Consider the following 14,809-nt stretch of genomic DNA (forward strand, 5'->3'; position numbering starts at 1 on the left):
CAGGATTTTTATCTATATTAAGTTGCTACTCATCACTCTCAAAATCTCTCTCTTCTAATCCCAGCCAAAAGAGTAATACTTTTTCAACTTCAACGAGTTGTTCTAGTGTTAAGTCTCCCAACTTTCGGAGTAACTTTGCATGTGGAATTGTAATAATATTTTGTACGTCAAACACTCCTGCTCGGAGAAAGTTTACCTTTAGCGCCACCTCAAATCTTGAACCGCGTGAGCTAGTCGTATGAGGAATTAGGGTTGCTAGCGCTCGATCTTGCTCTAGTGCAGGAATACTGATAATTAAGCATGGTCTGACTTTTGCTGTGTAGCCAAGATCGACAAGCCAAACTTCTCCACGATTAGGGCTACTCATCAGAAGCTTCTTGCCGATCTAACTCCAAAAAAAGTTCTTCTGCATTCCAAACCAAATCTTCATTAGACAAATATGGAAAGTCCAAATGTCTTACCCTTTTTAAAATCTCCAGAGCTATTTCCAGTCTCTCTGACTCTGGCAGACGATCAAAGGTGTTTAATAATTCTTCAACTGGAGCAGTCATGACTCTCTTCATTAGACACTCCAGTAGCATAGCACGACCCTATATAAACGTTCTGTGAGATGAGATTGCTCTATAGACAAGTTTTTAAATTATTCAACGATCGCAGTAAATGAGCGATCGCACCACAGACTACGCCAAGTATAAGCGATCGTATCGTGCAACCGTTTTTATATTTAATCTAGAGCGATCACTTACAATACACTCAGATAAGTTTGCTCAGAATTCATCGGTAAAACCCGCAACTTCCGATTTTTCAGGTCTGGTTCTAACCCTAAAACTTCCATTGGTGTTACACCTAAAAGGGCATAAGGTACTTCTGTGAGTTCCAGACAATCAAAGGTTCCTTGACGCTCTGCAATACTAAGTTCAACATCTCGGAAAATTCGCCCCTGCTTAACTCCAGCAGCAGTTTCTAGCTGGGCTTCTCCACCTTGGACTAAACCTAGTTGACTAATAATGTTAGCAGGTAAACACAGCAAAGTTGCGCCCGTATCAACTAAAACATCATCCAGAGTATAAAAGCGAACTTCCTCCGAAGAAATAAAGCCTCTTTGAGCCAAAACTCGATCAATTCGATTAGTGACAGTGAGGGTAACTATTACTTGCCCCATTAGCTTACCCTGAAGATTTGGTAGTATCAGCTTACCCATTTCAGCAAACTCCTGAAAACAAAATATTTTTGAGAGATGCCTTAAAACACAAAGACGCAAAAGCACTCTCTGCACCTCTGCGTCTCTGCGTAATATATTCTCTACTACACCATCTCAGACGAAGCTTGCACCATCTGCTGCGGCTGCGGCTGGAACATGAACAACGAGTAAACCACATCTCGGCGAATGTTAACCATCATATCCAAGAAGAGTTCGTAACCCTCGCTCTTATACTCAATCAGTGGATCTTTTTGCCCGTAACCACGTAATCCCACCGATTCGCGCAAGGCATCCATTTGTTGCAGGTGTTCCCGCCACAGGGTATCAATGCGTTGCAAGATAAAGAAGCGTTCAGCTTGGCGCATCAGTCCGGGTTGAACTTGGTCAATTTGCGCTTCTTTGAGGTCGTAAGCAATTCGTACCTGTTCGTGGAGGAAGGCTTTAATCTCGCTGACGGTGATATCTTCTAATTGACTCGCTTGTAAATCCGCTAGCAGATAGACGAATTCTTTGACTTTCTCAACCAACTTTTCTAACTCCCACTCTTCCGAGGGCAAGTCTACGTTGATGTAGTAGTCAACGATGTCATCCATCGTTTTTTCGGCGTATTTAATCACCTGTTCTTTCAAATCTTGACCTTCTAACACCCGGCGGCGTTCGGCGTAAATAGCACGACGTTGATTATTCATCACCTCGTCATACTCAAATACCTGCTTCCGAATGTCGTAGTAGTAGGTTTCAACTTTTTTCTGTGCGCCTTCCAAACTGCGGGTAAGCATCCCAGATTCGATTGGCATATCTTCTTCCACTTGGAAGGCATTCATTAACCCAGCAACGCGATCGCCACCAAAAATCCGCAGTAGGTTATCCTCTAAACTGAGGAAGAATCTTGTGGTTCCAGGGTCGCCTTGTCTTCCTGCACGTCCCCGCAACTGGTTGTCAATCCGCCGTGATTCGTGGCGTTCTGTACCAATTACGTGCAAACCGCCGATACCCACTACCTCATCATGTTCGCGAGTAGTAAATTGTTCGTATTCCTGCTTGATGCGGTTGTAAGCTTCCCGCAATTTCTGAATTACAGGGTCATCAATGGGAGCTTTTTCTGCCGCTACAGCTACCTTGTCTTCAGCTTCCAATTCGGGTAAACTGCGTTCACCATACTCACGCACTGCAATTTCTACTGCATCTTTGAGTAGTTTCTCGGTTTCTTTTGTCAACTGAGTCGGGAAAATTTCTGGCGAAGCCCGCCAAGTTTTGACTTTCTTACCAGGGACAAAGCCTTGACCACCGCCATGTCCTGTAGGCAATCCGGCTGCTCTTTGCACGCCAAAGGCATCTTCATCTTCTGGCATGACGATCCGGGGCATAAAGTATTCCCGCAGCTTTAGACGCGCCATATATTCGGAGTTACCACCCAGAATGATATCTGTACCTCTACCAGCCATGTTGGTAGCAATAGTAACAGCACCTTTTCGTCCAGCTTGGGCGACAATTTCCGCCTCACGTTCGACGTTTTCAGGACGGGCGTTAAGTAATTCGTGAGGAATCGCCAATTCCTTCAGCAGCCTACTCAGAAGTTCAGATTTTTCTACACTAGTGGTTCCTACTAATACAGGTCTGCCGAGTTGGTGCATTTCGGCACATTCTCTGGCGATCGCCCCCCACTTACCTGCTTCTGTCTTAAAGACCATATCAGATAAATCTTCGCGTCTGCGATCGCGGTTGGTGGGAATTACCGCAACTTCGAGTTTATAAATTTTTTCAAATTCAGGTTCTTCGGTTTTTGCCGTTCCTGTCATTCCACCGAGTTTTGGATACAGCAAGAACATATTTTGGTAAGTAATTGTCGCTAAAGTTTGAGTTTCTGGCTGAATCTCTACCTGTTCTTTCGCTTCAATCGCTTGGTGTAATCCATCACTCCAACGCCGTCCGGCTAGCACCCGACCAGTAAATTCATCCACAATTACTACTTCATCATTGCGGACGATGTAATTTACATCCTTGAGGAAAAGTTCCTTAGCTTTAATTGCATTGAAAATGAAGTGTGCCCAAGGATCTTCCGGGTCAAATAAATCTGTGACTCCCAAAAGATTTTCTGATTCCGCAAACCCTTCGTCTGTCAATAGCACGTTACGAGCTTTTTCATCCACATCGTAATGCTCGTCTTTTTTGAGTGTGAATGCTATTTCAGCGGCTTGCAGATATTTTTCTGTAGGTCTTTCTACCTGCCCGGAAATAATTAGCGGTGTCCGCGCCTCATCAACTAAAATCGAGTCCACCTCGTCAATTACGCAATAATTAAACGGGCGTTGTACCACATCTGCCATTGATGTCGCCATGTTATCCCGCAGATAGTCGAAGCCGACCTCGCTGTTGGTAACATAAGTGATATCGCAGTCGTAGTTTTTCTGGCGTTCACTAGGAGTCATGCTTGACTGAATTAGCCCCACACTCAGCCCCAAGAACCGATGCACCTGTCCCATCCATTCAGCGTCCCGACGAGCTAGGTAATCGTTTACGGTAATGACGTGTACACCTTTACCAGTAAGGGCATTTAAGTAACTTGGCAAGGTGGCAACTAGTGTTTTACCTTCACCTGTTTTCATCTCGGCAATTTGCCCCACGTGCAAAATGATACCGCCAAGGAGTTGGACATCAAAATGCCGCAAGCCTAATACTCGCCGTGCTGCTTCCCGGACAACGGCGTAAGCTTCTGGCAAGATGTCATCTAGGGTTTCGCCTTTAGCGAGCCGTTGTTTAAATTCGACGGTTTTACCTTTTAACTCATCATCGGAAAGAACCTGAATTTCTTCCTCTAAAAGGTTAATTTCAGTAACAGAAGGTTGATATTTTTTAAGCTTACGAGCGTTGGGGTCGCCCAACAAAAGTTTTAGCATGGCAGATTATAGAACTGAATCAAGGGGGATGGGAATTAAAGGGTCGGCATTGATTATAAACATTTAACCCAACCCAAACGTCTTGGTTGTGGATGGGTGTGAAATGAGAATTACCTCAAAATCAGGATAAAAACTAGCCAATCATTTAATAAACTGATTGGTTTTAACTCTTATCTTATATTTACTCTTTCTTCATAGTATCATTTTGCCCCCAGATGGGGCCAGAGAGGGTGTGGGGGAATAGAGTTAAGAGTTATGAGTTATGAATTTTTCAACTCCTCACTTCTAACTCCTCACTTCCACTCTGCTGTCAGGCGGCGGAAATTGTAATCATTAGCACTGGGATGACAACTGACACAGCTGCCAATCTGGACGGGACGTGGTAACTCAACTCCTGGATGCAAAGCTTTAAAATAACGCGAGTTGTTGAGGCGATATGGTGTTTCTTCGTCGTCTAGCTGCACACGGGAGAAAGTCGAAAGATATTTCCACACCAAGATACGTTGCGGATCGACTAAAGGCTGGAGTTGTGCGCCGTAGTGCTGCGAGTCTTGCAGGAGATTTTTCCAAGTTTGGGTAGGTAAAACGGCTGGTGGTATGGCAATGTGACATCTAGAGCAGCTTTCTAAATACAGTTCTTGCCCCAGTTGGTATTGTGCAGGTACTACGTCAACAGTGCCAATTTCAGCAGGAGGAGTCGCACTTTGGGCGTTAGTTGCCAAGGCTAGAAGCCAGCCCATAGCTAAACTCCACGTTACAATCACCAGAAGTAAACCGAAAAATTGGCGTTTGAATTCACGTTCGGCGCTTTGCTGTAGTGCTTGGCGTTGGCGTAGCCCGCCATAGGCATCGCGGATTTTGCGCTTAACAAAAATTGACATTCCTCACATTCCCAAATATTTAAAAGTGGCGCTTGTGCTAATCATAAGACTTACGCAGTATTAGCAATGTTTCAAATTTTGTGTAAGTAGTTTTGTCAAGCAACACATCTTTTATATCCACAACAGTAATATAAATATCTATTCAGCGCATCACTGACTATGCAAGGAAAAATGTTCTAGTAGTTTTAACCTGACTCACTAGAAAAATCAGCCACAATATCTCGGATTTCATTTGCACCAATATCTTCTCGGTCAGATTTGAAATAAATCGTTAGTAGCAAAATACTTATAATTGACTCAACTTGATAAATCAATCGGTATCCAGCACTCTTACCTTTTTAGATACTACTATTACGAACTCTCACCTTTTAAACAATATACGCTTTAGCAATTTCCGTGTGCGATTGCCGACAAAATTTCCTTGCTGTAATTGCTCGATAATCGATTGAACATCAGAGCGAATGTTGCGAAATCTTTTTGATAGTCTGTAAAATTCCTGCTCAAACTCATGAGAAAATCGAATTAAAACCGTATGATCACTCTGCATCAATCCTGTCCCATAGCTCGCTAATTGGTCTAGTTTGACCAGCTTTTCCTTGCTGTAAGGCTCTCCTCAACGGGTGTATCATCAGGGTCAAGCTCTTCTGCTTCTGCTTGTTCTGGAACCAACACAATTACCCGAACCTGATGAGGATAAGTGTTTCCCTGAATCGGCTCATCTAGAACTAGGTTTTCTTGAGAGTCAATCCTGCCGATAACTTCGCTCGCTTTCATTTATTGTCTACCTAATTTTGTAGGATATCCTAACACGCCCAAATTTCAGCAGGATCAGGAAACTTAAGTTCAGTCAAGTCTGAATATTATTATGAGGTATTTACTAAAATGATGGTGCGAGCAACTTTCCCTGATAGCTTGGATGAATTGATACACAATGTGCAAACTGACGCAGAAGGAACCAGAGTAAAAGCGTAAAAAAATATTTTCCCCAGCAAGAAATAGAGTTATCACCATCTCGGATAGCTGTTTTTTAGCTCATCGAAGTCACGTTCCCTTAAGGAATAGAAACCGATCGCAATAATCGCTCAACAACAGTCCTTGCATTCCGTCCTCCTCGCGGAATAAGGCGATGACAAAGAACGTGAGGGACGAGAAATTTCACATCATCGGGAATTGCATAATCACGCCCTAATAGAAAAGCTAGCGCTTGGGCAGCCCGTTGTAATGCTAATGTGCCACGCGGACTTACACCAAGGGCGATTTCCTCATCTTGACGTGTTGCCCGCACTAATTCGAGAATGTATTGTTGCAAGGAAGTTGCTACTTTTACTTGAGAGCAGAGGTAACGCAGTTCCTGAACTTCTGCCAAGGTAATACAAGGCTGCAAATTAGCAACTTTTACACCATTTTGGAGATTTTGCAGCATTAGAAGTTCTTCTGCCTCAGAAGGATAGCCCAAACTCAGCGACAACATAAACCGATCCATTTGCGCTTCCGGCAGGGGAAAAGTACCTTGATATTCGATAGGGTTTTGAGTGGCAATGACAAAAAAGGGCTGGGGAACTGCACGAGAGACACCATCGACTGTTACCTGATGTTCCTCCATAACTTCCAATAAAGCTGACTGAGTGCGGGGTGTGGCGCGGTTAATTTCGTCAGCTAATAGCACATTGGTAAAGACTGGCCCAGGAAGAAAAGTAAATTCGCCGCTTTTTGGGTTCCAGATGTTGGTGCCAGTAATATCAGTTGGCAATAAATCGGGGGTACATTGTAACCGTTGAAACTTGCCATCCAGTGAACGAGCTAAGGATTTAGCAAGCAAGGTTTTACCAACACCAGGGACATCTTCTAAAAGAGCATGACCACCACCTAGCAATGCTACTAACACTAAGCGTATTGCCTCAGCTTTGCCAACGATGGTAAGAGCTAGATTTTGTGTTAAAGCGTCGATTTTTTCTCTCATGCGTTGTAGGGAATGGGGAATAGAAAGTGGGGAGCGGGGAAAGGGGCGAATGAGGGAAGAATTTTCACAATGCCCTATGCCCAATTTCCCTAAATACATTGTTCCCACTCAGAACTCCTAACTCCTAACTCCTAACTCCTAACTTTGCACTCCAGCACTCAAAACTTCTCTAGCAACAACGCAGTCAAGTTGAATTTGTGTTTTCAGGGCTTCGAGAGAAGGAAATTTTTGTTCGGGGCGCAAAAATTTAACTAGCTGCACGACCAGTTTTCTGCCATACAAATCACCTGACCAATCGAATAAATGTACTTCCGCAGATGAATAAGTGCCATTTACAGTTGGACGATTACCGATATTCATGACACCCAAGTTCTCACTAGGAGCGGTATCTGTTGTTTCATCGAGAGTGAAAACACGGACAGCGTATACTCCTTGACAAGGCAAAAACTTTTCTTTTGGTAATTGGAGGTTGGCGGTGGGAAAGCCAATTGTTCTGCCCAATTGTTGACCTTGAACGACATCACCAAGGAGGGTGTAGGGGCGTCCCAGTAATAGATTTGCGTTTTCGATATCTCCCTGCTCAAGGGTTTGGCGGATCAATGAAGTGCTAATGCGGGTATCCTGAGTTGGAGTAGTACTGACGCAATTACTTTGAGTGGGCGAGCCACCTGTATAAGTTTGTAAGGGAACGATGGTAACGGGAATATTGTGCTTGGCGGCGAGTAATTGCAAATCTTGAGCAGTACCACTGCGCTTTTCGCCAAAACAAAAATCCTGTCCGATGCTAATTCGTTGGCATCGCAGTTGTTGCACGAGAATTTTTTCGACAAATTCTTCGGGGGTCAACGCAGACAATTCTTTGTCAAAGGGTAGTAGTACCAATTGTTCTACCCCAAGCGATCGCAATTGTTGGACTTTTTCATCCAGTGGCGTTAACAAAGTCCGGGGTTGCCCTGTAAAGAACTCTTGTGGATGGGGGTCAAAGGTGACAACTGTTGAATAGGTATATTCTTGATTTGTCAGTTGATTTCTCTTTGAGTGCGGACTACTAGCTCCTGACAAGTGACCACCAGTGTGCAAGACTGGTTGAATTACCCTTTGATGACCAAGATGAACGCCATCAAACTTGCCAAGGGCAACAGCAGTCGGCGTTAGTAGCCCTTCGCTCGAAAAAGCAACCCGCACAGAACACCCATTTTTAGACAAATTTAGCACGTGGATTCTGAGATTTTAGGTTTATTTTAGCTATCAGCAGGAAGCTACCCTATGGTAAACCGCCTTCAAGAGGACATTCACCAACTGCCCATGAGGTCTTGTGCTATCAGCCAGGGCGTTTGCCACCCGTTATTAGCTATCAGCCAAAAGCCTAACCCAAGAGAAGCCGCCCAAAATGGTTTCTTGTGCCATCAGCTTGACAGCTAATTGCTAAGTCCAGATAACCCCAACCCCAAATACCAGAGCTAAAAAGGCTCTAGTTCCGTGTTGAGACTTCAACGAGGTTTTAACGCGACCATCAGCCGCAATCTGAGGGCGTCTGTAGGTGTCTGGGCTGTTGGTGAATCTATAAAGTTTGTCCTCCTGTTGTCGCCCTGATCCTGTGTCGGCGTGACAACTCTGGGCAGCGCTGTCTCACCGTACAGCCAACAGGTACGCTCTCGCGCTGAAAGCCTCTGATCACCAATCTAATCTAAAATCTCCAATTCCTCTGATCGCAATCTTTAAGTAGAAAACTTACTAACAGGAAAAGATTCTGATAAGGCAACTGAAGTGGGAATCTGAAGTACCAATCCTTCCCTTGCCATAATAGCCCCAGGAAATTTCGCAGCTGCTTCTTTCCCGACACGATCCAAAAAGTCGTCATCATGCGCCGGATCGTGGTGGTAAATCACCAGAGTTTTGACGTTAGCAGCTTGTGCCACTTTCACCGCTTCTTGCCAAGTAGAATGTCCCCAGCCAATTTTCGGAGATTTTGGCGAGTGATATTCCTCGTCTGTGTAGGTAGAATCGTAAACCAAGATATCGGCATTACGAGCTAGCCACAGCACATTATCATCGAGTCGGTCGGGAAAATGTTCGGTATCAGTGATGTAAGTAGCAGCACCACCACGCCAGTTGACGCGGTATCCTACGGCTTCACCTGGATGGTTTAAAGGTGCTGTTTCTACAATCAGGTCATCGATGTGGATTGGTTGCCCCGGCCGAATGTCGTAGAAATTTAAATTAGCTTGCATAATTTGCAAGGGTACGGGAAAGTTGGGGTGCAACATTTGATCGTTGAGGCGCTGTTCTATGGTAGAACCATCAGGTGCGATCGCGCCGTAAATATGAAATTCATTCCCCTTCACAAACCCTGGCGTAAAGAAGGGAAAACCTTGCATATGATCCCAGTGAGAGTGGGTAAAAAATATGTGAGCTTCTAACGGCATTTGGCGCAACAGAGATTGCCCCAAAACATGTAGTCCCGTGCCAGCATCGAAAACTAAGCGTTTATCGCCCGCTTGCATTGATATGCAAGGGGTATTGCCGCCGTAACGAACAGTGTGTGGCCCTGGGCTGGGGATGCTGCCGCGAACGCCCCAAAATTGTACGGTAAATTGATTCTCTATCCTAGACATGGGTGTTGCTTGCTGGACTGAGCGGGCGATAAATGAAAGAATTGTTACTTATTTTGTCTAAGTTTATGCTGTCTCTCCGATTTTGCTAGAGGGAGGATTTCTTGGTAAAACAGCATATCCTGTTTCTGGCTGATTGTGTAAATGTGAATGAAATACGTCAGTGAGAATTTCCCAGGTTTTGGGGTAAATGTGTATCGGTTATTTCAAGAGTGCCCCTACGTTATAGCCTACATTTTTCCGTGATGCATTTGAATAACCACATTTTTGTCTTGATAAATCAAATGATTCCAGGAAAATTGAATTCCCACTCCGATAATTTCTCTAATCCAGTTGCGTAAGTAAGATTGTATTGTAACGGAGTAATACTGATGTAGTTTTTGCGTACAACTTCCACATCTGTAGGTACATTTTGAGGCAGATTTAATCCGCTTGGGGGTTCCACATCCTCAATTACCTCTCCGGTTAACCAGTAGTACGTTTTTCCACGAGGATCGACTCGTTTATCAAATACATCAATGTAACGCCGTATGCCTTGACGGGTGAGAGCAACTCCGGCAATTTCTTCCCATTTGACCGCAGGAATATTGACGTTGAGCAACATTAAATCTGGCAGGGGTTTTTGGGCTAACTGGTCTACGAGAACTGTGGCAAACTTAGCAGCAGCTTGAAAGTCTTTAGATGTGTGACTCATAAGACTCAGCGCCACACTGGGAATGCCTTCAATTAAACCTTCCATTGCCGCAGAAACAGTGCCAGAATACAAAATTTCAGTTCCCAAATTTGCACCTTGATTAATACCAGAGACAACCAAATCGGGGGGAGTTTCCAGCAAAGCCCACAGTGCCAATTTGACGCAATCTGAAGGTGTACCATCACAAGCCCAAGCTTTGACAGCAGGATGAAAAATCTCTTCAACAATTTCGGCGCGAATGGGTTGGTGTAAAGTTAACCCGTGTCCAGTTGCCGATCGCTCTCGATCTGGGCAAACTACACTCACATCATGGCCAGCCTCTGCCAAGTAGTTGGCTAGGGTACGAATCCCTAGGGCAGAAATGCCATCATCGTTGCTAATTAGTAATTTCATGGTCATTAGTCATTAGTCATTGGTCATTAGTCACTTGTACTGAGCGTACCCCTCAGGAGAAGCAAGCTACGCGTAGCGTCTCGTAGAGAAGCCGTTGGCGCAGCCTCTCGTAGAGAAGTATTAGTTAGTCATTGGTCATTAGTTATTAGTTATTTGTTATTAGCCATTTGTCAATGTCTGAGGTCACAAGCAGCAAAAAAATATTTATACTCGCTAGATAGTGTGGCGGAATTTTGCCTATCTTTAAGACAAATTGCTCAATCCTCAAGTCTGGTTAAGTGAGATGTTAGCTGGATTTACACGCCCGCTGTACTAGCCCAATTGTCTATAACTGATAAACAGAGATTTGGTTTCAACCCTCACCTTTAGCTGATGTTAATGGTATGACTGTAAGTTTATTTATCGACCGATTCACAGCTTTTGACTATAGACTAATGACTAATGACCAATGACTAATAACTAATGACTAGCAATTTAGAAGCTCAACTTTTAGCACTGCGGCAAGAAGGAGAAAAAGCGATCGCAGCCGCCGACACCTTAGAACGTCTGGAAGAACTCAGAGTTAACTATCTGGGTAAAAAAGGCGAACTAGGGGCACTGTTGCGAAGTATGGGGCAAATGAGTGCAGAGGAACGACCAAAAATTGGAGCGATCGCCAATACAGTCAAAGAATCCTTGCAAACTAGTCTAGACCAGCAACGCGTCGCCCTCGAAGCCGCGCAAATTCACCTCCAGCTAGAGGCGGAAACTCTGGATGTTACTATGCCGGGAATTTACAGCCCCCAAGGTCGCATTCATCCCCTCAACGGCATTATCGATCGGGCACTGGATATCTTTGTCGGTATGGGCTACACCGTGGCTGAAGGGCCAGAGATGGAAACTGATTATTATAATTTCGAGGCTCTCAACACCCCACCTGACCACCCCGCCCGTGATATGCAGGATACCTTCTACCTGCCAGATGGCAATCTTTTACGTACTCATACCTCGTCAGTGCAAATTCGTTACATGGAAAGAGAAGAACCACCCATTCGGGTTGTGGCTCCAGGGCGAGTTTATCGGCGAGATAATGTAGACGCGACTCACTCAGCTGTTTTCCATCAAATAGAACTTTTAGCCATTGATGAGGGACTAACTTTTACAGACCTCAAAGGCACAATTAAAGTATTTTTACAAGCAATATTTGGCGATTTACCAATTCGTTTCCGCGCCAGTTATTTTCCGTTTACTGAACCTTCGGCTGAAGTGGATTTGCAGTGGAATGGTCGCTGGCTAGAGGTGATGGGCTGCGGTATGGTCGATCCAAATGTACTTAAGTCTGTGGGTTACGATCCAGAAGTTTATACAGGGTTTGCTGCTGGTTTTGGTGTAGAACGCTTTGCAATGGTGTTACACCAAATCGATGATATTCGTCGCTTGTATGCTAGTGATTTGAGATTTTTGCAACAATTTTAGGCATACGTAATAGTTATGTACTGCAAGCAAGGTAACAATAAACAATGACCTCAGTTTCCAGGTTAGATCAAGTTCTAGAAAGCATCGAAAACTTATCAGTAGATGAACAAGAAACATTAATTGATCTGATAAGTCATCGGTTGGCAGAACGGCGGCGTTCTGAAATTGCTGCTAATATCGCTCAAGCACAAGTAGAATACCAGTCGGGAAAAGTGTTCCGTGGTACAGTTACTCAAATAATGGATGAGTTACGCAAGTGAGAGCTGTAGTTCTGGCATCATCGTTTAAACGAGCATTTAAGCGATTGGTACGACGACAGCCAGAATTACAAGAGCGGATTGGAGAGCGGTTAGCACTACTAACCGCCGAGCCATTTGATCCATTGTTGCAGACTCATAAACTTAAAGGCAAACTGTCTGGAGCTTGGGCGTGTTCAGTGGACTATGATTGTCGCATTGTCTTTAACTTCGTACAAAATATAGAATCTGGTGAAGAGGAAATTTTGCTAATTGATATTGGCACTCATGATGAAGTGTACTGAATTATAGGTACTGTTTTAGTATTTTCCTACTGACTAATTTTGGATTTAGGATTGAATAACTCAATGACTGCGATCGCTGGTAAACGTCTAACGCTTGAGGAATATTTGAAGTATGACGATGGCACGGATAGTCATTATGAACTTGTGGCAGGTGAGTTAGTTGTAATGCCACCCGAAAGCCCAAAAAATGTCCAGATATCTCTATTTTTGCTGGTAAATTTCCTCAAGTTCGTCCCAGTTAATCGGTTAAGTAACAAAGTTGAAATTGTTGTTGCTGGTTCTCGTGCGACAACTCGCATTCCTGACTTAGTTGTGCTGACGGATGAACTTGCAACCGCCTTAGAAGGTGCAACGCGATCTACAATCACCTTAGATATGCCACCTCCAGCATTAGTTGTCGAAGTTGTTTCTCCTGGCAAAGCTAATGAAGATCGAGACTATCGCTACAAACGTTCCGAGTATGCTGCGAGGGGAATTGCTGAATATTGGATTGTCGATCCACAAATAAATGTAGTTACCGTACTGATATTAGTTGACGGGTTTTATGAAGAAACCAGATTTACAGGAAATAGTGCGATCGCTTCTACTGTTTTCCCAGAATTACAGCTAACCGCAGAGCAAGTACTCAACGCGGGATAATATCTCAAATATGCAGAAGACCAGCGTCCCAGAGTAAAATATAGTCAATAATTCCTAGCCAAAATTCATGCCATGAAACAATGGCCTTTTTACCGCAGGATGCAAAAATCGCAGAAGAAAAGCTAACCAAGTATCTGCTTGTGCCGTTGCCAAAAGACGATAAATCTAAATTTCTCGCTAGGGCTGGGTACACATTAGATAACTGGCAACAGCTGGAACATGATCTACGCGATCAAGTTTTAACACAACCTGCCGAGGCGATCGAAACAACTCGTTATGGCCAGAAGTATGCCATTCGTGCGTGTCTGCGAGGGATTAATGGCGTTGGACTAAGTATCTTAACCATTTGGCTCGTTGTAAACGATACAACTAAATTTGTCACCTTAGTGCCAGATCAAGGAGCAAACTCATGAAGGTACAGCACCCTCTATTCTCCCAAGTTGCTTTAGCACAGGATTTACCAGAATACAACCTCAAGCGAGGGAATGTTGCAACAATTGTGGAACACTACCCTATGCCTGAAGGGGAAGAGGACGGGTATAGTCTGGAAGGGTTTGATTTGCCCCATGTGACGGTCGAAGTAGCAGCATCTCAAATTATCCCCATTGCCCAGTGGCAGCAAGAAGAAATAATATTAGCCAAGTTACGTCAGCTATCTGGAGCCAGGCTGTTGCAATTACAAGACTATCTCGATTTTCTGTTGCAAAAAGAAGAGTCTGAGCATCAGAGTGCTTAAAGCTGTGAGTGTCACAGTGGTCAAAACTACGGAAAGTTAAGATGTATGGAGCTTGAGTATTACAAACAATACTTACATTGTAAAACACTTGGTTTTCGTAGCCAAGCCAGACAACACCTTCAGCAGTTTATTACTTCATTTGCTTCATTTACCGAGAAAGAATTGTGGACTCACGAGTTTCTAGAAAATCAACAATGCGAATATGAATATGGAATTCGCTATGAGCTTTATGAACAGGTTGTGTTTCCTGTTCTTCTTAGTGGTTATCAAAAGCGCGATCCTTGGTCAGTTTTGTGGCTTGCTCGTACAGCCCAAAATTTTTACAAAGTAAAGCATCTCCACAAGCAGATTAACTTTAAAACGGACTATGGGTTACTCAAGGAATGTTACTTGCTCGCTCCCAACAATAATGAAGTACAAAAAGGCTTACTAAGTGTTCAGATTAGATGGCTTCAGTATTGTATTCATGAATATCCAACTGGAATACTATATGGATCAGTAAATGGGGCAACAATAGACGAATGCCAGGAAATTCTTTCAGAAGTTGAGTTTGCTAGAAAACTTGATGTTGAAAAAATTCAAGAGAAATTCTTCAATGAGGTTCAGTCAAAAGTTCTTGAATACATCGTTAGACTTCGGTCTTGCAAGTATCAAGGTGGTTAGTGACTTTCTCTAACCACCTTTTTATTTTTGAGACTTAATTTTAACGTGAGTTCGACGGGTAGGAAAGCGCAAAAAGCCTGCCATGTTTGGATCTGCTCAACTAAGTATAGAAAAAAGCGATCACTACAATTGATTGA

Annotated in this window: 17 protein-coding genes and 1 pseudogene; 8 read left to right on the forward strand and 10 right to left on the reverse strand. The window is 43.8% G+C overall.

What is annotated here, in order from left to right; translation table 11 throughout:
- Positions 1 to 25: 25 nt before the first annotated feature.
- From HWQ43_RS25685 to HWQ43_RS25720, 8 genes and pseudogenes are all read right to left on the reverse strand, one after another.
- Positions 26 to 367, reverse strand: a complete 342-nt coding sequence (locus HWQ43_RS25685) for a type II toxin-antitoxin system PemK/MazF family toxin (RefSeq protein ID WP_292738907.1) — start codon at positions 365 to 367, stop codon at positions 26 to 28.
- Positions 360 to 551, reverse strand: a complete 192-nt coding sequence (locus tag HWQ43_RS25690; RefSeq protein ID WP_292738908.1) for a hypothetical protein — start codon at positions 549 to 551, stop codon at positions 360 to 362. Before HWQ43_RS25690 ends, HWQ43_RS25685 begins: the two co-directional genes overlap by 8 nt.
- A gap of 191 nt (positions 552 to 742) precedes the next feature.
- Positions 743 to 1,201 carry an aspartyl protease family protein gene (locus HWQ43_RS25695; RefSeq protein WP_292738910.1) on the reverse strand — a complete coding sequence of 153 codons (459 nt, stop codon included), beginning with the start codon at positions 1,199 to 1,201 and terminating at the stop codon, positions 743 to 745.
- 104 nt (positions 1,202 to 1,305) lie between these two features.
- Entirely contained in the window at positions 1,306 to 4,098 is a 2,793-nt protein-coding gene (gene secA, locus HWQ43_RS25700) for a preprotein translocase subunit SecA (RefSeq protein WP_292738912.1), read from the reverse strand.
- Positions 4,099 to 4,391: 293 nt separating this feature from the next.
- Positions 4,392 to 4,979, reverse strand: coding sequence for a cytochrome C (locus tag HWQ43_RS25705; RefSeq protein ID WP_292738914.1), 588 nt, complete (start codon positions 4,977 to 4,979; stop codon positions 4,392 to 4,394).
- Positions 4,980 to 5,515: 536 nt separating this feature from the next.
- Positions 5,516 to 5,753 (reverse strand): annotated as a pseudogene (locus HWQ43_RS25710) (hypothetical protein).
- A 277-nt stretch (positions 5,754 to 6,030) separates the two neighbouring features.
- Entirely contained in the window at positions 6,031 to 6,939 is a 909-nt protein-coding gene (locus HWQ43_RS25715; RefSeq protein WP_292738933.1) for a MoxR family ATPase, read from the reverse strand.
- Positions 6,940 to 7,077: 138 nt separating this feature from the next.
- Positions 7,078 to 8,154, reverse strand: coding sequence for a bifunctional riboflavin kinase/FAD synthetase (locus HWQ43_RS25720; RefSeq protein WP_292738916.1), 1,077 nt, complete (start codon positions 8,152 to 8,154; stop codon positions 7,078 to 7,080).
- A 51-nt stretch (positions 8,155 to 8,205) separates the two neighbouring features.
- Between HWQ43_RS25720 and HWQ43_RS25725 the strand changes: the two genes are divergently transcribed.
- The gene (locus tag HWQ43_RS25725) at positions 8,206 to 8,361 is read left to right on the forward strand and encodes a hypothetical protein (RefSeq protein ID WP_292738918.1); all 156 of its coding nucleotides are present in this window, start codon (positions 8,206 to 8,208) and stop codon (positions 8,359 to 8,361) included.
- 296 nt (positions 8,362 to 8,657) lie between these two features.
- Here the strand turns inward: HWQ43_RS25725 and HWQ43_RS25730 are convergent, their stop codons facing one another.
- The gene (locus tag HWQ43_RS25730) at positions 8,658 to 9,554 is read right to left on the reverse strand and encodes an MBL fold metallo-hydrolase (protein WP_292738920.1); all 897 of its coding nucleotides are present in this window, start codon (positions 9,552 to 9,554) and stop codon (positions 8,658 to 8,660) included.
- Positions 9,555 to 9,831: 277 nt separating this feature from the next.
- Complete coding sequence (surE, locus tag HWQ43_RS25735; protein ID WP_292738935.1) at positions 9,832 to 10,638, reverse strand: 5'/3'-nucleotidase SurE; 807 nt, start codon at positions 10,636 to 10,638, stop codon at positions 9,832 to 9,834.
- A gap of 462 nt (positions 10,639 to 11,100) precedes the next feature.
- Between surE and pheS the strand changes: the two genes are divergently transcribed.
- The 7 genes from pheS (at position 11,101) to HWQ43_RS25770 (ending at position 14,672) form a co-directional block, all read left to right on the forward strand.
- Positions 11,101 to 12,093 (forward strand): phenylalanine--tRNA ligase subunit alpha, encoded by a 993-nt coding sequence (gene pheS, locus HWQ43_RS25740; protein WP_094350188.1) that lies wholly within the window; start codon positions 11,101 to 11,103, stop codon positions 12,091 to 12,093.
- A 44-nt stretch (positions 12,094 to 12,137) separates the two neighbouring features.
- Positions 12,138 to 12,353, forward strand: a complete 216-nt coding sequence (locus tag HWQ43_RS25745; RefSeq protein ID WP_190730807.1) for a hypothetical protein — start codon at positions 12,138 to 12,140, stop codon at positions 12,351 to 12,353.
- On the forward strand, positions 12,350 to 12,634 hold the full coding sequence (locus HWQ43_RS25750; protein WP_292738923.1) for a type II toxin-antitoxin system mRNA interferase toxin, RelE/StbE family: 285 nt from the start codon (positions 12,350 to 12,352) through the stop codon (positions 12,632 to 12,634). The genes HWQ43_RS25745 and HWQ43_RS25750 overlap by 4 nt, the downstream gene beginning before the upstream one ends.
- A 63-nt stretch (positions 12,635 to 12,697) precedes the next feature.
- Positions 12,698 to 13,273 carry a Uma2 family endonuclease gene (locus tag HWQ43_RS25755; protein ID WP_292738937.1) on the forward strand — a complete coding sequence of 192 codons (576 nt, stop codon included), beginning with the start codon at positions 12,698 to 12,700 and terminating at the stop codon, positions 13,271 to 13,273.
- Positions 13,274 to 13,353: 80 nt separating this feature from the next.
- Entirely contained in the window at positions 13,354 to 13,686 is a 333-nt protein-coding gene (locus tag HWQ43_RS25760; RefSeq protein WP_292738925.1) for a DUF6883 domain-containing protein, read from the forward strand.
- Positions 13,683 to 14,009, forward strand: coding sequence for a DUF4926 domain-containing protein (locus HWQ43_RS25765; protein WP_292738927.1), 327 nt, complete (start codon positions 13,683 to 13,685; stop codon positions 14,007 to 14,009). The genes HWQ43_RS25760 and HWQ43_RS25765 overlap by 4 nt, the downstream gene beginning before the upstream one ends.
- Before the next feature lie 45 nt (positions 14,010 to 14,054).
- Complete coding sequence (locus HWQ43_RS25770) at positions 14,055 to 14,672, forward strand: hypothetical protein (protein ID WP_292738929.1); 618 nt, start codon at positions 14,055 to 14,057, stop codon at positions 14,670 to 14,672.
- The last annotated feature ends 137 nt before the right edge of the window (positions 14,673 to 14,809 follow it).

Source organism: Nostoc sp. JL31 (assembly GCF_017114965.1).
Lineage (GTDB): Bacteria > Cyanobacteriota > Cyanobacteriia > Cyanobacteriales > Nostocaceae > Nostoc > Nostoc punctiforme_A.

Coding starts and splice junctions, on each gene's coding strand:
- HWQ43_RS25765 (WP_292738927.1), top strand. CDS start 13,683: ATGAAGGTACAGCACCCTCTATTCTCCCAAGTTGCTTTAGCACAGGAT.
- surE (WP_292738935.1), bottom strand. CDS start 10,638: ATGAAATTACTAATTAGCAACGATGATGGCATTTCTGCCCTAGGGATT.
- HWQ43_RS25755 (WP_292738937.1), top strand. CDS start 12,698: ATGACTGCGATCGCTGGTAAACGTCTAACGCTTGAGGAATATTTGAAG.
- secA (WP_292738912.1), bottom strand. CDS start 4,098: ATGCTAAAACTTTTGTTGGGCGACCCCAACGCTCGTAAGCTTAAAAAA.
- pheS (WP_094350188.1), top strand. CDS start 11,101: ATGACTAGCAATTTAGAAGCTCAACTTTTAGCACTGCGGCAAGAAGGA.
- HWQ43_RS25685 (WP_292738907.1), bottom strand. CDS start 367: ATGAGTAGCCCTAATCGTGGAGAAGTTTGGCTTGTCGATCTTGGCTAC.
- HWQ43_RS25715 (WP_292738933.1), bottom strand. CDS start 6,939: ATGAGAGAAAAAATCGACGCTTTAACACAAAATCTAGCTCTTACCATC.
- HWQ43_RS25725 (WP_292738918.1), top strand. CDS start 8,206: ATGGTAAACCGCCTTCAAGAGGACATTCACCAACTGCCCATGAGGTCT.
- HWQ43_RS25690 (WP_292738908.1), bottom strand. CDS start 551: ATGACTGCTCCAGTTGAAGAATTATTAAACACCTTTGATCGTCTGCCA.
- HWQ43_RS25745 (WP_190730807.1), top strand. CDS start 12,138: ATGACCTCAGTTTCCAGGTTAGATCAAGTTCTAGAAAGCATCGAAAAC.
- HWQ43_RS25770 (WP_292738929.1), top strand. CDS start 14,055: ATGGAGCTTGAGTATTACAAACAATACTTACATTGTAAAACACTTGGT.
- HWQ43_RS25760 (WP_292738925.1), top strand. CDS start 13,354: ATGGCCTTTTTACCGCAGGATGCAAAAATCGCAGAAGAAAAGCTAACC.
- HWQ43_RS25705 (WP_292738914.1), bottom strand. CDS start 4,979: ATGTCAATTTTTGTTAAGCGCAAAATCCGCGATGCCTATGGCGGGCTA.
- HWQ43_RS25730 (WP_292738920.1), bottom strand. CDS start 9,554: ATGTCTAGGATAGAGAATCAATTTACCGTACAATTTTGGGGCGTTCGC.
- HWQ43_RS25695 (WP_292738910.1), bottom strand. CDS start 1,201: ATGGGTAAGCTGATACTACCAAATCTTCAGGGTAAGCTAATGGGGCAA.